The following is a 13,867-nucleotide window of genomic DNA, read 5'->3' as shown; positions in this document are numbered from 1 at the left end:
CCAATAAATAGAGCAACCAACACGGCCAATAGGCTAATAACACGGAAATTCATATTCCAAAGATAACAAATCCTCGACTATCAATTAGGATATCTTTCCGAAACGTCTTGTAATTCGGTACTCATATCAAGAGGAACCCACACATTTTTTAATATATATTTTCAGTAATAATGAACTGATTATGGGGAAGCTTACAAAAATGGGTAGCTGACAAAATAGAGCCAAATAAAAACAACGGTATATTAACCGTCCAAAATAAAATCAAAGAGATTGTAAATGATACTAATGCTAACTTCATCTCCCCTCCTCCAGTCTTTTCTTTCTTTCTTCCCAATCGGGCATAAATGTCGATAACTGCTGGTAAAATTTCTTTGAATGATTCGGATGCAGCAAATGTGTAAACTCATGCATGACCACGTATTCAATACTTGATCTAGGTGCAGCAACTAATGCCGTATTGAAAGTCATGGAATTACTTTTCTTTTGACAACTCCCCCACCTGGAAATCATGGCTCGAAACTGAATTTTAGGATACTCGACCCCATATTTCTTAAACTTAGGATAATATGCGATGCAAATTTCTTCAATCAGTTTTTTGAATTCTGCACGAAGCCAGTGATTCAACAGATTGCATTTTTCCAAATAATTCTTTGAATCTTTCACAAATAAGGTTACAAAACTGCCGTCACATTCTACATGTCGATTCATATCCTGAACGACTTTTAAACGAAGATTATGGCCCAAGAATTCAACAGATTCTCCATCAACGAATTGCTTTGTCGCGTTCTTATGTTCCGCAGACTTTTTAAATCCTGCAAGAGCTTTGAAAATGTAGTTTGCACGATTGAATACTAATTCGTCAATTTTCTTAACTGGAACACTTTTGGCAGCAGAAACATAAACCGTCAAATCAGCTCTAACACGCAAATTGATGTTCTTTACATCTTTGCGTTCCAAATTGTAGCTGATTTGCCCTAAATCGGTTTCGACAATTCGAATCATTTAAAGCGCCTCAAAGCAACGGTAATAACATTTTCAGCTATTTTGTCGATGACATCAAAGTCAACCTTCAATTCATATTTTTCTTCCATATCAAAGAACAAATCATCAATATCCTGGCGAATGCGATTGTGAATGTCCGTATTATTCTGCCAGTCAACACTAACATTGTTCTGAACAATAGAAGTCACTTCCAGAGTAATTTCAGTAACGACAAAACGATTGGCATCCATATCAATGGCTTTTACCAATTCCGCACAAATTACGCCATAGAATGCTTCTGCATGGGGATTTCCCTTGATTTCGTCAGGATAGCTCGTTCCAGAATTTCCTTCGCGGTAATCCTTAAGAATCTCCTTCATTTCCTTTAAATACTGAGCTTCATCAAGGAGTTTCTGCTTAAAGGCTTCTAGAGCCTTCTTGATTCGTTTGGAGAAGCTTTCGTACCATTCAGGATGTTCATCGTGGTTCAACTGAATACTTTTTGTCAAATGTGACGCAATAGCATCAGCCTTGGCACGCGGGGATTCCATTTTTTCCACAGCTTTTTCAAACGCCGGCTTATCAAGAATATCTACCGGCTCATAAATCTGCTGAACATCACCCACAGACATATAGGTATCCAGCAAATTCTGCATCTGTTTTTCATAAACAGAATTGTCTATGGCGTCCGCATAACGGATCTTTACGCTGCGACGAACTTTTGAAAAGAAGATGAAAGCTGACTGATATTCTTCGATTTCCTTTCGGTCAAAAGCAACGAAAGCCTTCTCGGAATTCAGCACCATGGTCAATCGGCGGCCAAAAAGGCAAAGAGCATTGTAGAAGTTCTCGCGAATATCGCCATCGGCAAGCAATAATTCTATTTCCTCTTCATCTCGCTTATTTTTCAGGGAAGAGAAAATGTCACACAATTGAGAATAGGATTCACGGAGCCGAGAAACATAGGACATTACATCAACGACAACACCCTTGATATCTTCCTTGTCAAAGTTTTCAAGACCCGCGCCACTATACATTTCCATGGCTTCATCAAGATTACCGATCAATCCACGATAATCAACAATCAAACCAAAGTCCTTGCCGTCATAAAGACGGTTTGTTCTTGCAATAGCCTGCAACAAGCCATGTTCCTTCAGTTCCTTATCGATATAAAGAACCTGGGTTCTCGGGGCATCAAAACCTGTCAGCAATTTGCTACAGACTATGAGAATGTCGATTTCACCATCAATAAACTTGTTCTTTAAGGAATCCTCATAATCGTCAGCATTGTCGTAACGATCCATCATCTTTTTCCAGAAGCCCTGAACAAGACTATCATTACTTTCGTCGATATCTTCGTGACCTTCACGCATATCCGGCGCTGAAATCACCACTTCCGTTGTAATATCGCATAATTGATCAAATACAGCCTTGTAGCGTATCGCGTCACGCTTAAAGTTACATGCCAACATTGCCTTAAAGCCAGAAGCCTTAAAGTTATCCATAAAATGCTGGTAAATATCAATAGAAACGCGTTTAATACGAGTATCGCTAGATGTGAGCTTTTGAATGCTACTCCACTTGTTCTTTAGGTCTATGATTTGAGTCTTGCTCAACTTTTTTGTAACCATGTCAAACCAAAGGTCGATATTCTTTTCATCAACATCTTGTTCAACAAAGCGGCCTTCATAAATCAGAGGAACGATAGCCCCATCTTCCACACCATCCTTAATGGTATATTTATGGATGATTTTACCAAATTTCAGTTTGGTCTTTTCATTTTTCAGAAGCGGAGTTCCAGTGAAACCGATGTAACAACCATGCGGGAAAACAATACGCATCTTGGCGGCCAACGAACCATAATTGGAACGATGGCTTTCATCAACTAGTACGAAAATATCCCTAGACTTGTTCTTTATGCCCTGATTTTCAACCGTATTGAACTTGTTGATAATCGAGGTGATAACATCAGCAGAGTCTTCATTAATCAAGTCACAAAGGTTCTTGCCACTGGTAGCTCGGGTGGGAGAAAGTCTTGTATGGGAGAATGTATTGGCAATCTGCTTATCCAGTTCCTTACGATCTGTAACAATAACCACCTTGGGGTTACAGGAACTCATTTCTTCTAGGATATATTTAGCCACCATGACCATGGTCAAGGACTTGCCACTTCCCTGGGTGTGCCAAATGAAACCGCTCTGACGGTTGCCTTCTTCATCATTCTGGTTGATGGTCTTGATAATTTCTTCAACAGCAAAGAACTGCTGGTAACGGCATATCTTTTTTATCTTGCCGTCATAAAGCACAAAATACTTCGCGAACTTGCGAAGTCTTTCATGATCAAATAATGAAACCAAAATGCGGTCTTGTTCGGTGGGTTCCCGGTTGACAACATGCTGTTCCACCAGCTTACTTTGCCATTCTTGATTTTGTTCTCGCCACACATTCCAGTATTTCTTTCCGGTTCCTGTTGTAGCGTATTTCACCTTATTCTTATTTGTTGCCACCAGAATCTGGGTGAACTTGAACAATTGCGGAATGTAATCCTTGCCCTGGTTCCTTATGTTTTGCTCTACAGCCTGGTCTTCACTAATGGTTGGGGCCTTACATTCAATGACGGCAAAGGGAATTCCATTCACAAACAGGACAATATCCGGGCGAGCGTTATTTCGTTTATCCCAGCTTTCGCACTGAAATTCCTCAGTTACGTGGAACACGTTATTTTCAAAGTTTTCCCAGTCGATATACTTGAGATTGAAACTTTTGGTAGTGCTATCCGTAAGAGTTTCTGGATAACTTTTACCGAGCATCAAGGCATCATAAATGCGTTCACTAGTCTTAACGAGTCCTTCGGTAAGAGGAACATCAAGGTCGTTGATGGCTTTTTCCACATTTTCGGGAGAGAATCGATAATTTACGCCACCATATTCAAAGGTATTCATCTTCTGAAGTTGCTTACGAAGCACATCCTTCAAAAGAACATTGTAAAGAGTTCCGCGCTTCTGTTCGCAATCTTCACGAGAGATAAAAGTATAGCCAAGCTTTGTCAGCAATTCTATGGCAGGATACTTGCTGATGTTATCTTCTAACATGATGTCTGACTGATTTTTGAAACTCATAAGGCACCTCTAAAAGTAAATTCGAACAACTAAGCAGAAACTCGTACAAGTCCAGTAAGTAACAACTGCATCAAGGACTTTTTCTTCAATTTTTCCTGTTCAAGATCCTTCTGCAAAAGGGAAATTTCTTCATCAGCAGCGGAAAGAAGGTTATATATTTTCTCTTTTTTTTCTTCTTGAGAAGGAATAAACACCAACAAATTTTCAATGTCTTTAGAATTCAATGCTGGATAGTTTCCGCCCACAAGTAAAGCTTCATACTGTTTATCTAATTTTCTAGAAAATAATTGGTGATATACTAAATACGAATCAAATTTTGACTTAAAAGACAATACAGCAAAACCGGTTGAAGCAACAAATTCTTGTGCATCAAAATCAATAAAAGCAAACGCATGTAGATAAGGACGTACTGTACTCATAAGAACATCATATTTTTTTATCAATCGCCTTGCTCTAACGGGAGCATCTTTTATTTTTTGTTTATTTTGCGGAATGTCAATTCTACCATTATTAACCGATGCAATATCTAAATAATAGAAGCTTTTTTCTTCATTTTCTTTTTTTACACAAGTATCATTAAGTACGCAGATTTCATTCAAGGGAATTTCCTTACAATTTTTATAATTCAAATAAAAATCCACTAAAGAATGTTTACGCCTTTGTTTTTCTGCAATCAGTTTTTCCTTAAGAGCAATCACCCTATCCTGCGCAGCCAAAATCTCCGCAATCTTTTCCTGTTCCTTCTTCGGAGGACAAAGTAAATTTGAGTTAAAGAAATCATCAACAGCAATATTTAGCAAACCATGATTACGAGCACCTTCTTGTGCAAAAGCCTGAATTTCCTTATTCATTAAACCAGCCTCAAAATAATGCACATAAAAATCGGGACATTCATTTGCTGCATTGGCTGAAAAACAAATATAAAGCGGAGAAACAACACCTTTTTCGTACAAATCAAGACGCTTCAACGCTCCAAAAGGATAGCCACTAGAATAGCTCTTATTATACGCAAACTCCCCTTTTTCAAGCAAGAAATAATTTGACTTGTCATCACTCGCAACAGTCTTATTAAAGAATTCTTCTTGGTTTATTAAGCCGTATTGAGCAGAAATTGTCAAAACATTTGTATTGCCTTCTTTATTTTTCCGCATCAATCGTGAAAACATGTCATGAAAGCGAACTTCATGCCATTCTTTCGGAACAATTCCAATCTTTGTTCTCTTATACCCAGCCGGAACCTTCCCCGCCTGCACCAGCTTAATTCGTTTCTCAATCTTAGGAGTCATTTTACATTTCCTCTTGGTGTAACGGGGATTTTGGGTAACAAATCACTTCCATCAGATTCATTTCTATCATGATGATATTTTGCTATTTCGACATTACTTATAATTTGTGTATTAATAAGATCTGTTGTTGCCTTTATTCTGTTTGCGAGACCTGTTGGATAATAATAATTTTTTATACATTCCCATCGAATGTTTTTTAATCCTAAAGACCTTGCCATTTCTTCCAACAATCGTAAATATTTGTCTGCTATATTTGCGTTTTGTCCCTTATTAGTCTCCGCAATAAAATTGGCATATGCTTTACGTACGGATTGATTCTTATAAAAGAATACATCAACAGTATTTAATGCTTTCACATTTTCTTCCGCAGCAATATCATAACGATAATGCATTACGACTTCAAATATTTTTAATTTTTGATTTTTCGAAGCTGTTTTTCTTTGCCAATATAACGTAACCAAAGTAGCGATTAAACCTGATACCAAAGCCGTTCCAGCTAAGCTTAATATATTTATCCAATCTATATTATTCACAATCATCCTCTTTTTAAATTTCCGGTTTAATAAAAATCTTCACAAATCCATCGTGATTTTTTTCTAAATCATTTTTCATGCCAATAGAGTTGCCTAAATATCCATCTGGATCGTACACGAAACAGTACAGTTGTTTACAATCCGGATGAGCTTTATACTTTTCAATGTCTACAATAAGCTCCTCGCCCAATTCCTTTTTTGACATGGAAGGACGGGTCTTTTTCACTTCAATAACCGTTTGTAAATCTTTTAGCAAGAAATCCATTCGTTCACAACCTCCTGCATACGAAGGAGTCCATTCCTCATCGCGAACATCATCAAAATGTAAAACCAACAAAGCATGCAATAAATCCTGCACATCATATTCGTCTTTTATAGTTAAGGTTTCTCTATTGTCATGACGAGTGCGCAATTGCCTCGCGACGCGAGCAAATTTATTGAAGATGTTTTCTAAGTCATTCAGAGAACTTTCGCAAATTCCACTTTTTCCAACAACAACATCATCTTGTTCAATCGCACCAATTAATCCATCTAATTGCTGTACAGCTTCATTAACCAGAGGACGTCTAGCTAAGGTGATTCCCTTATATTTTTCAAGACGTTCTGCATACTCAGTATGCTGCAATTCAAAATTTTTTAGGACAGTCAAAACCGCGGATAGCCAAGATAAAAACTTAGCTTTATCACAAAAATAATCGCTAGTAAACGAACTTGTTTGCCTCTGAAAAGCCTTAGCAACAATAATTTCACCTTTGCTCAGCAATTCCTTCAACTTATTTAAAACTTCATCCTTATTCATACTCACTCCACATCATTTTCGTTATCTCACGAAAATGATAATCTCTATTTTTCAACATCTGAAGGAAAGCCACCTGACATTTTAACCTGTTTATCCTGTGTTTTCGCACGTCGTTCCAGTTTCTTAATATCTTCAGACGGAGGTAAATCCTCTGGCTTGATGCCTCGATTAACAAGCAATTCCCTAATGCCTACATTATTTTGAACATGTTCTTTTGTAATTGCAGGCTCTCCGAACAAGTCCTTGGTTTCAACATTAACGTTGGTCATTTCTGTTGCAAGATTTTTTGCTGCTATGGTAAGCGTGGGCAAAAAATCAGCTAAAGGTCTGTTTTCGCTAACACCATACTTCGCCTTCATCGCCTTTGTTGTATTTCCTCCAAACAAAGCCTGGTCTCCACGAGAACGAATTCTAGCAAAGCCGGAATCATCAACACCTCGCTCATAAATGTTTTGAGAAAGTCGTTTCTCAGACTCCTTCAAACGATTGCGAACCAAGGTTCTTTCTATGTAATTTACACGTTCTTCAATCAGTTCTTGCTTTCTTGTCTGGATTGCAAAATATCCTTGAGCAAAGGCAATTTCTTCCTTAGAAGGATCGCCATTCATCGCAATCAAATAACAAGCATAACGCGTCAGCATGAAGTCCTTGACTTCTCTTTTTGCACCGCTTCCAAGCGCAACCATTTTCGTGACCTCACGAAAATGGTTTTCAGGTTCTCCTCCAGCTGTTTTACACCCTGTTACAGCTCGTTCAATAGCCTTCTCGAAATTTTCCCATCGTTCATAGCCAAGCAGTTTCATCATATCACGAGCATACCAATATTCAATATCCGTATTTTCGTAATGCTGCAAAGACTTATCGAAAGTGTCCTTAATGGCTTCAATCTGTTTCTTTTCCATATTCTCTCCTTACCATTTTCGTGGACTCACGAAAATGGTTTACAACCCCAGTTCCTTCATGTATTCCGCCATCTGCTTCTGGACCTTGGAAAGTTCCTTTTCGATGTACTTGATATTATCCTGGACCTTGTTGATATCAATCAGTTCTTCTTCTTCAAAGGTATCTACATAACGAGGAATATTCAGGTTGTAGTCATTGTTCTTGATTTCTTCAAGAGTTGCAACATGGCTATACTTATCTTCGCCTTCAAAGTCAGGATTTTCACGATAGTTCTTGTAGGTTTCTACGATACGAGCCACATCCTGATCGCGAAGGATATTCTGGTTCTTGCCTTTTTCAAAGTTACCTTCACCACTTGCATCCACAAAAAGAACCTTGTCGTTGGAACCGCGATTCTTGCGGAAAATCAGGATGCATGCAGGAATGCCTGCACCATAGAACAGGTTTGCCGGAAGCCCAATCACTGCATCCAGGAAATTAAACTTTTCGATAATCGTCTGGCGAATTTTGCCTTCGCTTGCTCCGCGGAAAAGGACGCCGTGAGGCAACACAATACCCATACGACCAGTGGCATCATCAAGACTATGAAGGTAGTGCATCACAAACGCATAGTCGCCCTTGGATGTTGGAGGAATGCCCCAGTCAAAACGACGGTAAGGATCCATATCCGGCGTCATCTTGGCTTTTTTATCGCTATCGGCATTTTCTCCAAGGAAACCGCTATCCCATTTGTCCAGGGAGAACGGAGGATTGGCAACAATACACTGGAACTTCATCAGTTTGTCGTTTTCGATATTGCCTGGGTTCGCGATGGTATCGCCCTGCCAGATTACGGCGTCATCAACGCCATGGAGGAACATGTTCATGCGGCAGAGAGCCCATGTCTGCATGTTCTGTTCCTGACCATAAATACGGACCTTCTTGCTCTCAACCTGATGGAACCCCTTGAGCAAAAGGCCGCCACTTCCGCAGGTACCATCATAAATTCGGTCATTTTCCTTGGGCTGCACAAGTTTTGCCACAAGTTCAGAGACCTTACTCGGGGTGTAGAATTCGCCACCTTTCTTGCCGGCATCCGAAGCAAAGTTTGCAATCATATATTCGTAGGCGTCACCGATAATATCGGCACTACTCAACTGAGAAGGTCGTAAGTCAAGATCCTTGAAATCTTCAAGAAGATTCTTGAGGATTGCATTCTTTTCCTTTGGCTCACCAAAATCCACTGTAGAATTAAAGTCGATGGCTCGGAACACATTGTGAAGCTTTGCGCTATTGTTGTTTTCAATAGCAGCCAAGGCAACATTAATCTTTTGACCGATTTCGGAATCGTTTCGATTGTTGTAGAGATAAGTGAACGAGGAAGATTCTTCCATCACAAAACGTTCGCGACTCATGGCACGAGCAACACGCTGTTCGTCACCCTTGTACTGCTTGACATACTTTTCACGGGTTTCCGCATACACATCGGTCAGATACTTGACAAACAGCATGGAAAGGATATAATCCTTATAACGGGAACTATCGATTTTACCACGGAAGCTGTCGCAGGCATTCCAAAGAACTTTTTCAATATTTTGCTTTGTTGTCATTATTCTATCCCTTATTTTTTAAACTTTTTGTAAGCCGCTTCGATGGTGAGCTGACGCAGTTTGAGTTTCTTTTCAGCCAAATGTTTTAGTAAGAACTGTTCTAGTTTTGCCTGGCGAACCATATTGCCGATAATCTTTTGCTTTTCCAACGGAACATCCGGAATTTGGATAGTTGCAAAGAAGCCCGAATTTATGGTACCTAAGAATGAAGATCCGTTTGCATTCTGGAGAATTTGTTGTTTTGTAGATTTATCCTGTAGAAAGTGGAAAACAAAGGCTGCATCCGCTTCTTCTGGAATGACTCTAATAATCGCAAAATGGGAAGGAACCAAAAGGTTCGTGTGTTCCCCTGTAATCAACATAGTTGTGTAAGGGGCGCTCAAACGAATCAAGATATCGTCTTCATGCGTCAAAAACACATCACTCAAATGTTCCTTGGTGCAAAGATATTCTACCTTTGACGGGTCAATTTCACCGGAGTCCGAAACGCTCTTCAAATTCAACGCAAGATATTCTGGAGCCTCCCCCTCAAGGTCCTCCATTTGCTCAATTTCGTCAGAATTTGCCCTTTTTCGAGCTAAAACGACCCCTGTTCGTATAGTTGCAACATCTTTCAAAAACATTTTGTCTTGTACCATTTGTGATTTACAGAGATAAATATAATCAAAAAGCAGGACAAACGGGGATATTTTTGAAAATATTTTTGTTCCGCTCATTTTGTGACAACAATGAATTAACCACACCCATCAAAGAAGCATAATTCCAACAAAAAAGGTCGCCCGAAACGACCTAAACAAATCCCTACTATCCCTCTTAGCCTTATTCCTCTTCCCCCAGCTCCACGCCTTGTTCCCAGGCGCGTTCGGCGTCGCATTTGGGGATTTCGCCATCTCCGCTGTAAACCGAATTATTTTCGTTCAGATTTACCAAAAATTCGGTTTCAAGGTCGTTCCATTCATCTATGGAGAGCTTGTCGGCTTCTTCTTCACTTTCGGCACCTTTGTTCATCATGCGGGTATACACCGATTCATCCGTCTTGTAGATGTTGGGGAAGCCCTCGAATTCCACACTGAATGTTCTTGACTACATATTTAGACATAAGCAACTCCTTCTTGGATTCCTATACCAAATATAGGAGCAAACCTCCGTCCGTTGGATTCAATCCGAAGCACCATCCCGCGCAAGGGATACCCATAGGATTCAATCCGACGCACTTTCCCGCGTAATGGATTTGCCTTGGGATGCAATCCGACGCACCATCCCGCGTAATGGATTTGCCTTGGGATGCAATCCGACGCACCATCCCGCGTAATGGATTTGCCTTGGGATGCAACCCGACGCACCATCCCGCGTAATGGATTTGCCTTGGGATGCAATCCGACACACTTTCCCGCGTAATGGATTTGCCTTGGGATGCAATCCGAGGCACTTTCCCGTTTTTGGGACACCCTTTTGGATGCAATCCAACGTACTTCCCCCACTTTTTAGCTGCTAATTTGAACAGCATTTATTGTAAATTTTACTCATTTGTTCAGTATCAAAAATCAGAAAAATGCATTTTTTTCTTCATTCATACGCCAAAATGGCCAGTTCATACGGAACACCCCCCAAAAATGTGGTTTTTGCGAAAACTTTTTTTGTACATTCTTTTGCAAGGAAATGTTCGAACAATTATCCTAAAAAAGACAAACAAACTTTCTTATATAAAGGATTAAAAATATGAACAAAATCAAAAGAATTAATTTCCATAGCATGCGCAACGAAGAAGTTCGCGCTATCCACTACGAATGCCTGAAATACACCAAGTATCTTTCGTCCGACATCTTTTCAAACAACGTAGCCGCCTACGAAAATGTATTCCAGAAATATAGCGATGCGTTAAAGTTGAACGCTACCGAGAACTTCGAAACCACCAAGGATCTTGACATCAAGCGCACCGATATCTATGTAGCCTGCCGACGTATCGCCCTGGGATTGCAGCAGTTCCCCAGCCAGGATCCGGTCATCCAGAACACAACGGCAAACATCGTTGAGTTCTTCAGCAAGGCTCCCACCATCCACAAAATTGCCCAGAATCAGACTAGCGGTATAATCAAGGGGATTGTGGAGAGTTGCTACGCCCTGGATTCCAACGCCCTGGAGGCTTGCGGTTTCAAGGTTTACCTGGATCAGCTTAAGGAAGCCAACGAGCGTTTCATCGAGGTTTCTGCCGAGCGCGCAGCCGCCTTGGGGAATCGCGAGACGGAGCTGGTCAAGCACACCCGCGATGAGTTGAACGAAATTTTTGACCGTGTGTGCTCCGGCGCCGAAGGCCTTGGCGCATCAGGTAACGAAGACTGTCTGAACTTCGTCAACAACATCAACGGAATCATCGAACGATTCAGTTCCGTCTACAAGTTGCGTCAAACCCTCAAGCAAAACGCCAAGGAAAAAACAGAAGTAAAATCTGAAAACAAAACCGTGGTTGCCTCCGCAGTGAAAGCAGCCTAAACCCAAAACTAATTAAAGGAGTTCGCCCGGCCCATCAAAAAAAAATGGCCGGGCTTTTTTACACAATAAATTTCTTACAAAATCATAAAATATGTATAACCTACGATTATGTTTCCAGGTTAACACTTGTTTACCTGATGTTCATCCAAGGTATGCCATAGACAAATCGTCTATGGCATTTTCGGTTCGGCCAGATTAAGGGGGTTCTTTTTAGGGTAGATTATATTTGGGCGAATTTTTGCCCGGGATACAATAAGGAGTTCTTGTGAAGCACAATTTCCAGAAAGTTTTTGTGGCGGGGCTTTCCGCCTTGGGTTTGGCCATGTTCATGGCCTGTAGCGACGATTCCACCCCTCATGCGGCCGACCCTGTGGTTGATCCCTCTGCCGGATTAGAGGAACAGCCGCAAAGCGGCGTCAACCAGCCCGAAACCCCGGCAGACCAGTTTCCGGCCGAAAATCCCGACCCTAGCGAAAATACGGTCCCGGCAGAAAGCTCCGAATCCGGCGAAATTGCAGACCCGGCCCCCACATCCAGCGAAATTACAGAAATTTCAAGTTCTTCCGAAGAGGTTTCCAGCTCCAGCGAAGAGGAACCCGCCTCTTCCGAAACGGTTCCTGCCGAGCCTTCCTACGCATTCGGCTATGCCCTCAAGAACGCCCCCACCCCCAGTAAGGGTTGCGGCAGGGAAACCACCCTCAAGACCGACAAGTTGGTCGAAAATGGCGAGCATCATGTGGTCAACGTTAACGGTACCTACCGCGAATATTTTATCACCCTGCCAAAGAATTACGACAATACCAAGCCCTACAAGCTGCTGATTGCCCTCCACTGCTACGGCAGTTCCGCCGAGGACTTCGTCCACCACACACCGGACTACGACCACCCCACTCCCTATTACAGCCAGCAGGCCCAGGATACCGAGGGTAACTACATGTTCGCCTCGCTCCAGGCGGTAAATGGCCTGTGGAACCAGGGTCAGGCAGACCATGATTTCTTCGGTCAGGCCCTCACCACCATCGAAGACAACTACTGTATCGACACCAGCCGCGTGTTCATTACCGGTTTTAGTTTCGGAGCCATGTTCTCTTACTCCCTGATGCAGGACTACCAGGAACGTATCCGCGCCGCCGCCACCTATGCCGTGGCCGATTACAACATCTGGCTCCCCCAGGATGCGGGTACCGACAAGAACCTGCCCGTGGCCTGGATGAATGTTCACGGCCAGAACGACGACCGCTGCCTTTACGACAAGGCAAAGAACAGCGCCCTCCCCCGAATTTTAAAGAAAAATGGCAAGGCCTCCGACGGAGATAGCCAATTTACCGACGCCAGCGGCGAAATCATGGCCGAAAACCAGGGCAGCACGGGCCACACCTGCCACGACTTTGCCACGGTAGACGAACGATTCCCCGTAAAGTTCTGCAGCTGGCCCGGAAACCACCAGTGGACCGCCCACGACACCGGCAACATGGGTATCGGCTGGGGCTGGGAAGACACCTGGGTCCCCGAAGAGGTCCACAAGTTCTTCGAGCAGTTTTAATGACCGTCTAATTTGGAATGAAACTATATTACAATCCCAACAGCAATGCAAATCCCGATGACGAACTGAACGAAGATCAGCTGGACCAGGTTTCTGGCGGCGGAAAATTCGGCGGTTTGGATATTGCAGGTTCCCTCGGCGACGTCAGCAAGGACTTCAATAAGGGCAAAAACGGCGAACCGAAGTGTAATAGATTCTAATAATGGTGTAAATTTCTATAAAAGTAAGAAAAAAAGTGTTTTTTTCTGTACAAAAGAGTTATATATAGCGATAGAAATCTTAGACGCCATCATCAAGGAGAAAAAATGGCACGTAAAAAGGTTAATAACGACCTGGACAACGAACCGATCGTACCTAACGAAGACGTTGAGCTTGAAGAAAACTCCATCTTCGAAGAAGAAGAAGACGAATCCGAAGACAAGGGCATCGACGAGATCCTGGGTGGAGCAACCCTGGGCCGTGCCGCTGGTGACCTTGACGGCTGGGGCTCTTCTGAATACGAAGACAACTAAGCGCCAGGTTCTTATCGCTTAAAAGAAGCGTTCCTCCAGTGGAGGAACGCTTTTTTTTATTCAGTCTGCCCTAGCCGGTCTAAGCCGGGCCGAGTCTAAGCCGGCCCTAAAC

The 13,867-nt window shown here is 42.0% G+C and carries 13 protein-coding genes; 4 read left to right on the top strand and 9 right to left on the bottom strand.

Features of this window, described 5'->3' with window-relative positions; translation table 11 throughout:
* Window positions 1-294: 294 nt before the first annotated feature.
* From BUB94_RS06500 to BUB94_RS06460, 9 genes are all read right to left on the bottom strand, one after another.
* Window positions 295-1,002: a M48 family metallopeptidase gene (locus BUB94_RS06500; protein WP_073235278.1), complete on the bottom strand. Its 708-nt coding sequence runs from the start codon at window positions 1,000-1,002 to the stop codon at window positions 295-297.
* Window positions 999-4,100 carry a type I restriction endonuclease subunit R gene (locus BUB94_RS06495; protein WP_073235275.1) on the bottom strand — a complete coding sequence of 1,034 codons (3,102 nt, stop codon included), beginning with the start codon at window positions 4,098-4,100 and terminating at the stop codon, window positions 999-1,001. Before BUB94_RS06495 ends, BUB94_RS06500 begins: the two co-directional genes overlap by 4 nt.
* 29 nt (window positions 4,101-4,129) lie before the next feature.
* A complete protein-coding gene (locus BUB94_RS06490) occupies window positions 4,130-5,386 on the bottom strand; it encodes a restriction endonuclease subunit S (protein WP_073235272.1) in 1,257 nt (418 codons plus the stop codon).
* Entirely contained in the window at window positions 5,383-5,919 is a 537-nt protein-coding gene (locus BUB94_RS06485) for a DUF6680 family protein (RefSeq protein ID WP_139260153.1), read from the bottom strand. Before BUB94_RS06485 ends, BUB94_RS06490 begins: the two co-directional genes overlap by 4 nt.
* Before the next feature lie 13 nt (window positions 5,920-5,932).
* On the bottom strand, window positions 5,933-6,718 hold the full coding sequence (locus BUB94_RS16700) for a PD-(D/E)XK nuclease domain-containing protein (protein WP_175549685.1): 786 nt from the start codon (window positions 6,716-6,718) through the stop codon (window positions 5,933-5,935).
* A 44-nt stretch (window positions 6,719-6,762) separates the two neighbouring features.
* The gene (gene dinD, locus BUB94_RS06475) at window positions 6,763-7,620 is read right to left on the bottom strand and encodes a DNA damage-inducible protein D (protein WP_073235266.1); all 858 of its coding nucleotides are present in this window, start codon (window positions 7,618-7,620) and stop codon (window positions 6,763-6,765) included.
* 39 nt (window positions 7,621-7,659) lie between these two features.
* Window positions 7,660-9,210 carry a type I restriction-modification system subunit M gene (locus tag BUB94_RS06470; protein WP_073235263.1) on the bottom strand — a complete coding sequence of 517 codons (1,551 nt, stop codon included), beginning with the start codon at window positions 9,208-9,210 and terminating at the stop codon, window positions 7,660-7,662.
* Between the two features lie 11 nt (window positions 9,211-9,221).
* The gene (locus BUB94_RS06465) at window positions 9,222-9,926 is read right to left on the bottom strand and encodes a restriction endonuclease subunit S (protein WP_083538143.1); all 705 of its coding nucleotides are present in this window, start codon (window positions 9,924-9,926) and stop codon (window positions 9,222-9,224) included.
* Window positions 9,927-10,029: 103 nt separating this feature from the next.
* The gene (locus BUB94_RS06460; protein ID WP_073235257.1) at window positions 10,030-10,278 is read right to left on the bottom strand and encodes a hypothetical protein; all 249 of its coding nucleotides are present in this window, start codon (window positions 10,276-10,278) and stop codon (window positions 10,030-10,032) included.
* 651 nt (window positions 10,279-10,929) lie between these two features.
* Here BUB94_RS06460 and BUB94_RS06455 point away from each other — a divergent pair.
* From BUB94_RS06455 to BUB94_RS06440, 4 genes are all read left to right on the top strand, one after another.
* Complete coding sequence (locus BUB94_RS06455) at window positions 10,930-11,700, top strand: DUF6261 family protein (protein ID WP_073235254.1); 771 nt, start codon at window positions 10,930-10,932, stop codon at window positions 11,698-11,700.
* A 265-nt stretch (window positions 11,701-11,965) separates the two neighbouring features.
* On the top strand, window positions 11,966-13,243 hold the full coding sequence (locus BUB94_RS06450) for a CE1 family esterase (protein WP_254793688.1): 1,278 nt from the start codon (window positions 11,966-11,968) through the stop codon (window positions 13,241-13,243).
* A 17-nt stretch (window positions 13,244-13,260) separates the two neighbouring features.
* Entirely contained in the window at window positions 13,261-13,443 is a 183-nt protein-coding gene (locus BUB94_RS06445; RefSeq protein WP_073160657.1) for a hypothetical protein, read from the top strand.
* Between the two features lie 105 nt (window positions 13,444-13,548).
* Window positions 13,549-13,755, top strand: a complete 207-nt coding sequence (locus tag BUB94_RS06440) for a hypothetical protein (protein ID WP_073160655.1) — start codon at window positions 13,549-13,551, stop codon at window positions 13,753-13,755.
* Window positions 13,756-13,867 lie beyond the last annotated feature (112 nt).

This window comes from Fibrobacter sp. UWH9, assembly GCF_900129715.1.
GTDB lineage: Bacteria > Fibrobacterota > Fibrobacteria > Fibrobacterales > Fibrobacteraceae > Fibrobacter.
The sequence above is the reverse complement of the archived record's forward strand: the minus strand, read 5'-3'. Positions and strand labels throughout refer to the sequence as shown.

What these genes read in the sequence shown, in the direction of transcription:
- BUB94_RS06500 (WP_073235278.1), bottom strand. Translation starts at nt 1,002, where the DNA reads ATGATTCGAATTGTCGAAACCGATTTAGGGCAAATCAGCTACAATTTG.
- BUB94_RS06495 (WP_073235275.1), bottom strand. Translation starts at nt 4,100, where the DNA reads ATGAGTTTCAAAAATCAGTCAGACATCATGTTAGAAGATAACATCAGC.
- BUB94_RS06490 (WP_073235272.1), bottom strand. Translation starts at nt 5,386, where the DNA reads ATGACTCCTAAGATTGAGAAACGAATTAAGCTGGTGCAGGCGGGGAAG.
- BUB94_RS16700 (WP_175549685.1), bottom strand. Translation starts at nt 6,718, where the DNA reads ATGAATAAGGATGAAGTTTTAAATAAGTTGAAGGAATTGCTGAGCAAA.
- dinD (WP_073235266.1), bottom strand. Translation starts at nt 7,620, where the DNA reads ATGGAAAAGAAACAGATTGAAGCCATTAAGGACACTTTCGATAAGTCT.
- BUB94_RS06470 (WP_073235263.1), bottom strand. Translation starts at nt 9,210, where the DNA reads ATGACAACAAAGCAAAATATTGAAAAAGTTCTTTGGAATGCCTGCGAC.
- BUB94_RS06465 (WP_083538143.1), bottom strand. Translation starts at nt 9,926, where the DNA reads ATGAGCGGAACAAAAATATTTTCAAAAATATCCCCGTTTGTCCTGCTT.
- BUB94_RS06455 (WP_073235254.1), top strand. Translation starts at nt 10,930, where the DNA reads ATGAACAAAATCAAAAGAATTAATTTCCATAGCATGCGCAACGAAGAA.
- BUB94_RS06445 (WP_073160657.1), top strand. Translation starts at nt 13,261, where the DNA reads ATGAAACTATATTACAATCCCAACAGCAATGCAAATCCCGATGACGAA.
- BUB94_RS06440 (WP_073160655.1), top strand. Translation starts at nt 13,549, where the DNA reads ATGGCACGTAAAAAGGTTAATAACGACCTGGACAACGAACCGATCGTA.